Origin of the sequence: Methanobacterium formicicum, from assembly GCF_029848115.1 — an archaeon.
Classification (GTDB): Archaea; Methanobacteriota; Methanobacteria; order Methanobacteriales; family Methanobacteriaceae; genus Methanobacterium; species Methanobacterium formicicum.
In genome coordinates, this window is record NZ_JARVXG010000007.1 from 1 (window position 1) to 7,684 (window position 7,684).

Consider the following 7,684-nt stretch of genomic DNA (forward strand, 5'->3'; position numbering starts at 1 on the left):
TTGGGTGTTTCGGATGGTTATGTGTTCTAGTGCGGCTTCTCCGCCTTTGAATATGGCGGTGGCTCCGCTGTTGGTGATGTTGACGTTTTCAATGAGTATATTTTTGTTATAGTCTCCATAGCCTCCTAAGTAAACACCTTGTGCATTAGGAGCGTTTATATTTGCACTATCAACAGTGATGTTGGTGTTGGTGCCCGTCATCATCACTCCTTGTTGGCAGTTGTTAATGGTAAGGTTAGTCAGGGTAACGTCGTTAGTTCCTGTAACTAGAACTCCTGCGGAATTTGTTGCCCCACTTAGTATGAAACCAATAATATTGGCATATGCGCCCTGGTTGTTAACTGTGAACACAGGATTAGCGGGGATTGAAGATCCGCTAACTGTTACCTGACCCGTGCTCTGTACTGTGAGGTTGGCTTTATTCACTACAATGTTTTCATTGTAGGTGTAGGGAGTTCCACCATTGTCATAAACACTTATGGTGTCACCACTTATGGTGGATTCATTGTCTATGGCATCCTGAATGGAAGTATAATTATATGTCCCTCCTGGGCCCACGGTCCAATCTGCCGCTGAAACAGTACCCAAACATAGTGATAAAATAACTGCTAAGGTAATGAGAATGAAAGGTAAGGTGTACTTTTTGGTAAATTTAGGTCGGTTAAGTTCAGTTCGTTTTTTGTTCACGTTCTTTTTCACCTCCTTTATGCTCGATAAATATAAATTCATGTTATATGGTTACTTAATAATAAATTTTTCCTAAGTCAAACAAAACTTTATTCTATTAACAAATTTGTTGAGTTTATTTTATTGTTAAACGCATTTTAATCCACATTTTTATAGAATAATTCTTTAAAAATTATAAAACACTGAAATCTCAATGAAATTGGATTATCTTAAGATATAATTATTCCAATCTACTCTCATACTATACCTTATGTATTCAGTTGAATGGATGATTGTTGCGTACAATGTGAACATTGAAATGAAAAAGGATAGAATTGTTTCCCTATTTCTAGAGCAATTTTTTTAGGGGAAAATATAATTTTGAAAGAATTATAATGTTATAGTTGTAAATCTTAAATCATGATAATAACATCATGTTAAACTCATCATACTTAACCGTAAAGGTTATATATTTAAAGGAGCCGAACGATGCATATTAGTAAAAAAACGAGTTATAACTTATAAGTTATAAGGAGATGGGTTATGAGGATAGAAGTTGATCCAGAAAAATGTACTGGTTGCGGAGTATGTAAGGAAGAATGCCCCAAAGGTGCCAAGATCTGGGATATTAATAAAAAGGCCATGGCCACCAATTTAAGATTCTGTCACCTGTGCACGATCTGTGCTTCCAAGTGTCCAGAAGATGCAATCCGTATCATAAGGGATGATGAAGATGAACCGAAAAAGCAAGATACAGAGGAAGACCTCTGAAACCAGTATAACCATTGAACTTGATGTGGATGGTACTGGACAGTACCAGGTGGAAACCGGTATCCAGTTTTTAAACCACATGCTGGAATCCTTCACCAGACACAGTCTGTTCGATTTGAAGGTGGAAGCCCAGGGTGATACGGAAATAGATGACCACCACACTGTGGAAGACGTGGGGATAGTGCTGGGAGAAGCTCTGCACCAGGCCCTTGGTGACAAGAAAGGGATAAGGAGAATGGCTCATGCACTGATACCCATGGACGAATCCCTGGCCATGGTAGCCGTGGATCTCTCCGGACGCAGTTACACTGTACTGGATCTGAACTTCCACCAGACCAAAGTAGGTGACCTCAGCACCGAGAACGTGGGTCACTTTTTAGAGTCACTGGCCCAGAGTGGGAAGATAAATCTCCACGCCCGTGTGGAAGGGGAAAACGATCATCACCAGGTGGAAGCAATATTTAAGGCCCTGGCCCGTGCCCTGCACGATGCCACCAGAGTGGTACACGACCGGGTACCCAGTACCAAGGGAGTCATTTAAAATAAATAGGGGGACCGAAGGGGCATGACTGAGGAGAAAGAACCTTCCACACCAGTACCACGCATTCCAAAGGGTCGGATGGAAACACTGACCGATGGAATATTTGCCATAGCCATGACTCTACTGGTTTTAAGCCTGGAAGTACCCACCTTACCCGTCAATCCCACCCCCACCATAATCAACAATTATGTCTTTAACCTACTGTTACCCCAGATAGGAATATACATAATCAGTTTCGCGATTTTAGGCGGTTTTTGGTTAAACCACTACGTATTTTACGGTATAAAACACGTTGACAATTCCCTGCAGTGGTTAAACATTTTCTGGTTAATGTCCATTGCCATAGTGCCCTTTTCCACATCATTAATGAGTACTTATGGCCAGTATCAATTTGCAGAGATTATATTTGCTTTGAACATGCTGGTAATAGGTATTTTATATTATTCTCTCTTTAATTACGCTTTAAATCATGAAATGCTTTACGAGCAGATCCTACCCTATGCAGATAAGATCAAACGATCCAACCTTTTACTGCCGGTTATATCTTTTATAGCCATAGCAACTTCCTTTATCATTCCCGTGGGAACTATTTTAATTTTTTTACTGGTACCAGTTCTGTTAAATATACGTAACATTGCCAATAAAAAAAAGCAAACAGAATAAACACTGCAAAATTATTAACTTATTCCCTTAACAGATAATTTTCAAATAAAGAGGAAAGTCAATTAAGGAGACCCTATGAATCCCGAAGATGAAAAAAAACCTGGATTGTATTTTCCCACCAATAGACTGGAAACCCTGACTGATGGTCTCTTTGCCATAGCCATGACCATTCTGGTGGTGACCATCGAGATACCCATGGGCCCTATCCACACATCACAACTGTTTCTACAGACTACTGGAGAAATTTTACCCAAATACGTGGTGTACTTCCTGAGTTTCCTAATATTGGCTGGTTTTTGGATAAACCATCATATATTATTCCTGATTAAAAAGACCAATCTAACTCTAACCTGGATAAATGTCTTCTGGTTAATGTTCATAACCCTGGTGCCTTTATCCACTTCAATAATTGCACAATTTCCCCAATATCAGCTATCACAGTTTATTTTCGACTTAAATCTTCTCATGATAGGTTTGTTCTCCTATATGATCTGGAGGTATGCCCTGGACCACGATCTAATCCGGGAGAATGCCAAACCATACGACCCTTACATTAGAAGGATCACCCTGTTCATGCCGGCGATAGTTTTCCTATCCATATGCATCTCTTTTTTCAACCTAAAATTGAGCTTATTGATTCTGTTCATGATCCCGGTGCTTTTTGTAGTGGCCATTAAGGTGTGGACCTGGAGGGATCTTAAAAAATTGATCCTGCGCACCAAAGACTAAAAAACTTATTCCCCCCAAAAAATAAGAAATATCCTTGTAAATAAATTCTGGAGATAAAAAGATGAAAACACTCATTGCCTGTTACTCCTACTCTGGGAACACCCTAACTGTTGCTCAGAAACTCCAGGAGTTAATAAATGCTGATCTTACACGTATAGAACCTGAAAAAGACAGATGGTATGTTATTAAGGCCATCCATGCCTATTTAGAGAAAAAATGGTCCATAAAACCATGCATAACTGATATCAGTGAATACGACTGTTTAATTGTCTGCAGCCCAGTCTGGGCCGGACGCGCCACCCCCGGTGTTAACCAGTATCTGGAAGAGGTGGAGAATGTTTCCGGTAAGAAATGTGCTGCCCTGGTAACCATGGGTGGTGATGGTTCACAGGTAGCCACCATTAAAATCCGTGAAGCCCTGGAAGAACAGGGAATGGATTTTATCGGGAAACTAGTTATTGGAGGTAAAGACCAGGAAAGTGGAGAATGGGAAGGCAAAACCCAGGAATTTGCCCAGTATTTTGGGGAATAATTAGGTTCATGACCTGATTTTTCCTTTAAACCCCTTATTTTATATTACCCGTATTTTTAAAGGTTATGGAAGTAATGAAAAATTCTGCCAAAATCAATTCCCGAGATAGTTTCGCGGGCGTACTCATTATATATGTTATTTGAAGCTTCCTTTAATTCATCTGACTTTATACCATGGTTTATGGACATTTTAGCTTCTATAAATGCCGCCAGCCGATCAACAGCCTTCAGAAGTTCCCCATCCAATGGTGAGAATTCATCTTCATTGTAATCTCGGTTGATATTTTTGAAACTCAACCCCAAAATAACATGTTGATTATCCTGAATTTTGTTTTCAAATTCTGATTCTGAAAAATACTTCATATCCATGTGCCATGGCCGGGGTAGCAGGGGGAGAAGTTCTTCATTCATCTGAAACTCTTCATAATCCTTAATAATTTCTTTGAGACCTTCTACCGAATCTTTAACCGGAGATATAATATCTTTGGTCAGCACTTCCGGTAGATCGTGAAAGAGTCCAGCATAAAAATTATTGTAAAAACGTTTAGGGCAGGCCTGAACGTTCATTTCCATGGTGCAAAGGTAACTGGTAGCCGCCACAATAAACATGTGCCCCAAAACCGATGTTTCAGGTATACGTGGAATGTGGGCCCATCTTTTCTGGAAGCGAAGCTGGCCACACCGGTCAATGAAGCCAAAGGATTTTTTCCCCAGAAGGATCTTCTGCACCCCGATAAGGTCGTAGTGATCCTCGATCTGGTTTTCAATGTTCTCTTTGGTCTGTTCAATACCGTGAATGAACGGTGCGGTATGGTAGATGATCTTGAACTCCCACTGTGTAGCTAAATAGTGGGCGGCACGTAAAATTCGTCTTTCCAGTGTGTTAGAACTTTGCAAGTAGTAATTCTTAAACCTCTCCTGGAAACCATGATTCAACCCTTCCATATCATTTTTAAGCTCTTTAAACACGTGTTTATTCAATTCTTCACCTTTTTCTTTCATCATACGATGGAAAACAGGGGGTTTGATATCAGTTAAGACTGTGCGATGAAGAAACTCAAAAATTCCCCCTTCAATCAGGGCCAGCCAGTCTACACTATGAGGACCCATGCGGTCCTCTTCGAACCGGGCGATGACATAGGCAATTACCATTTTATGGGCCTGTTTATCCAGTTCCGTAAATTCCACCGGACGTATATGGTCGTTCCAGCGCTGCATACTGGCTGCCTTGGAGAAGCGTTCTACGATATTTTCGATCATCTAGACACCTTGGAAATTGAGATAAGTATGATAGTTATATCGAATTCATATTAAATATATAATTTTCATAAAATCAGAAAAAGAAAAATGAAGCATGTAGAAATGTTTCAAAAAAAGAACAATGGGTTTCTAATTCCTACTAGGCATAGCAAGTCCACCTAAGACCATTAGTATGGCCAACATTACCCCCAATAAGGGCATTCCTGTTTTTTGCATGCCAACCGTGTTGGATGCTGCACTGAACTCACTGCTGCCAGCTGCACTTACAATTGGTGCTTGAAGGACTGTGATGCTGGCGCTTAAGGGGTCTTGACTATCCAGACTACCGGCAGCTGCCCCTGTTCCGGGACCTAAGGTCGCTCTGAAGAATGCAGTTGCAATTCCGTTGATGGTGTAGACTGTATTGAATAAGCTGCCCACTTCTCCGCCTGTACTGGTTATATAAACTCCCACATTATCGGGGAAATGTCCTAAGGATGGATCATGGTAGGACGCTGCAGGGTTATTCGGGTCGTAAGTAGAGTCATGGGTAAAGTCTGCGTAAACATGGGAAATACCGCCAGTGTAGATAGTGGTTGGGGAAGCAGATACAATCATTATCAGCCAGGGATTATAATAAGTATATGCTGCATCAGGGAGCTGAGATAGAGTAGGACCATTATTTGAACCATACCAGTTGTACAATGCATCAATGGTGCACTCCCCTTGAAGTCTGAAGGCCGTGGCGGCGATGATCTGGTTGAAATGTGCAAGGTTACCGTTGTAATCTAAAATTACTCCAATTGTGTTTCCAGTACCGGTGGTTGTGGGTTTAATACTGTTTCCAATAATCTGGTTGTTCATACCAGAATATAGGGCAACTGCAATTGCATTCCCTGGGCCTGATGCCTGTGGTGCAATGGTGTTGTAGAAGATTTGGTTGTTGGATGAGGCCTGGGGAGATGATCCGTAATTATCGATTCCATAAGAGTATCCCCCGGAGTTAGGTCCCGATGTAATTGTATTTCCTGAAATGATGTTATTATCCGAAGCAGCGATATCTATCCCTGTAGCAAATCCGATTATTTTATTATCGAGAATATGACAGTTATTGGCGGAGTTTAAAGAAATTCCAGCGTCGGGCATTGCTGCATCGGTTTTGGTGATGGTGAATCCCTGAATAGTTGTTCCGCTCCCACCACTATGTACATTAAAGACACTGCCTGCGGAATTTACCTTTTGAACCGTCACTTCCCCGTTGGCTACTAGGTTAAGGGTGTGGTCTACATTTACGGTTTCAATGTAGGGATTGCCATTGTTAGGGTTTACCGTGATGGTATCACCAGTGGTAGAGGCAGCCACTGCACTGGTTATAGTGGTGTAGGTTTGGTCAGGGCCCACCGTGTAATCAGCGGCGGATACTGCCCCACATAAAATAATCGCAGTTATGAAAGTGAGAATTGTAATTGTTGCCTGTTTTTTCACATTTTCACCTCCTTTAATTTTCAAGCATGCAATTGCATGCATTATAACGGTAGTATTAATATGTATATAAATTTTACTAAATCAAGTTTTTAAAAAAGATAATGAAAGCACCAGTAATCTTATAAAAAACCGTTGATATCAGTAATAATCCTTAAAAACCAATATTATTAAAATACCTTAGAAAAAAATACCTTAGAAAAATTTAACTGTGTTATCAATGAAGGTTTCGATTGCTTTATCACGGTCAGGGAAAGCACCACCGTAATCAAGAACCAGGAGATAAATGAAAGATAATATGCTAAATACGAATATTTTATAGTCTATATCTTTATGGGGAATGTTTTTCTCCACATATGCGCTGAGATGGTTTACAAACTCTGCCAAAAAATTTGAAGGAATTCGTTCGTTCTCATTTAGAGTTATTTTAATAAATTCACTATTATTTTGGCCTAAAATCATCAGATTAGTAATTAGGGTTTCCAAAAAATCTTTTTGACTTTTAAATTCATTTTCTGAAAGTACTAATCCAAAACCTTCGATCATTTTTTGGTAATTATGTTGCATAACCGAACTGAAAAGATTTTGTTTGGTTTCAAATTTCCTGAACAGTGTACTGTCGTTAACATCGGCTTTTGCAGCTATAGCTCGAGTGGTAGCGCCCCTGTACCCTTTTTCTGCAAAAATTTTAAGTGCCGCGTCTAAAATCTTCTGTTCAGTTTTATCCGTCATGCTACTAACTTTTCTTATGAAACTTTAAAATATGTTTGCCGGTTATTCCCGGAGTTGTAATTCGGGGAATATAGTTATTTACCGGGAAGAACAGTTATTGAATACCGATGGAAAGTAAAAATTACAGCCCTGTTAAGATACTGGAATTTATTATGGCTTTATAAAAACGAAATAAGTTCAGAAAGCATAAGTAATTGATTAATTAAAAAATAGAAAGATAAGCAGTCCAAATGGACCGCTTTAAACACGTTTATTCTGGTTTGGAAACTAACACGGTCTTGGACATGGTCTGTCCCTGAGCACCGTGTGGTTTACGCAGTACAGTGTCGT

Annotated in this window: 9 protein-coding genes; 5 read left to right on the forward strand and 4 right to left on the reverse strand. The window is 40.0% G+C overall.

Annotated elements, in window-relative coordinates; all coding sequences use genetic code 11:
• Nucleotides 1-687: right-handed parallel beta-helix repeat-containing protein (locus tag QC759_RS00135; protein WP_279844530.1), on the reverse strand; the 687-nt coding region annotated here is incomplete at its 3' end.
• 522 nt (nucleotides 688-1,209) lie between these two features.
• Between QC759_RS00135 and QC759_RS00140 the strand changes: the two genes are divergently transcribed.
• The 5 genes from QC759_RS00140 (at nucleotide 1,210) to QC759_RS00160 (ending at nucleotide 3,902) form a co-directional block, all read left to right on the forward strand.
• Nucleotides 1,210-1,437: a 4Fe-4S binding protein gene (locus tag QC759_RS00140; protein WP_048072887.1), complete on the forward strand. Its 228-nt coding sequence runs from the start codon at nucleotides 1,210-1,212 to the stop codon at nucleotides 1,435-1,437.
• Nucleotides 1,400-1,978, forward strand: coding sequence for an imidazoleglycerol-phosphate dehydratase HisB (gene hisB / locus QC759_RS00145; protein WP_048072886.1), 579 nt, complete (start codon nucleotides 1,400-1,402; stop codon nucleotides 1,976-1,978). Before QC759_RS00140 ends, hisB begins: the two co-directional genes overlap by 38 nt.
• Before the next feature lie 24 nt (nucleotides 1,979-2,002).
• Nucleotides 2,003-2,641: a TMEM175 family protein gene (locus tag QC759_RS00150; RefSeq protein WP_048072885.1), complete on the forward strand. Its 639-nt coding sequence runs from the start codon at nucleotides 2,003-2,005 to the stop codon at nucleotides 2,639-2,641.
• Between the two features lie 75 nt (nucleotides 2,642-2,716).
• Nucleotides 2,717-3,370: a TMEM175 family protein gene (locus QC759_RS00155; RefSeq protein ID WP_048072884.1), complete on the forward strand. Its 654-nt coding sequence runs from the start codon at nucleotides 2,717-2,719 to the stop codon at nucleotides 3,368-3,370.
• 61 nt (nucleotides 3,371-3,431) lie between these two features.
• On the forward strand, nucleotides 3,432-3,902 hold the full coding sequence (locus tag QC759_RS00160; protein ID WP_048072883.1) for a flavodoxin family protein: 471 nt from the start codon (nucleotides 3,432-3,434) through the stop codon (nucleotides 3,900-3,902).
• A 56-nt stretch (nucleotides 3,903-3,958) separates the two neighbouring features.
• Here QC759_RS00160 and QC759_RS00165 read toward each other — a convergent pair whose 3' ends face one another.
• The 3 genes from QC759_RS00165 to QC759_RS00175 form a co-directional block, all read right to left on the reverse strand.
• Nucleotides 3,959-5,161: an HD domain-containing protein gene (locus QC759_RS00165; protein ID WP_048072882.1), complete on the reverse strand. Its 1,203-nt coding sequence runs from the start codon at nucleotides 5,159-5,161 to the stop codon at nucleotides 3,959-3,961.
• A 129-nt stretch (nucleotides 5,162-5,290) separates the two neighbouring features.
• Nucleotides 5,291-6,625 (reverse strand): right-handed parallel beta-helix repeat-containing protein, encoded by a 1,335-nt coding sequence (locus QC759_RS00170; RefSeq protein ID WP_048072881.1) that lies wholly within the window; start codon nucleotides 6,623-6,625, stop codon nucleotides 5,291-5,293.
• A 192-nt stretch (nucleotides 6,626-6,817) separates the two neighbouring features.
• On the reverse strand, nucleotides 6,818-7,354 hold the full coding sequence (locus QC759_RS00175; protein WP_048072880.1) for a TetR/AcrR family transcriptional regulator: 537 nt from the start codon (nucleotides 7,352-7,354) through the stop codon (nucleotides 6,818-6,820).
• Nucleotides 7,355-7,684 lie beyond the last annotated feature (330 nt).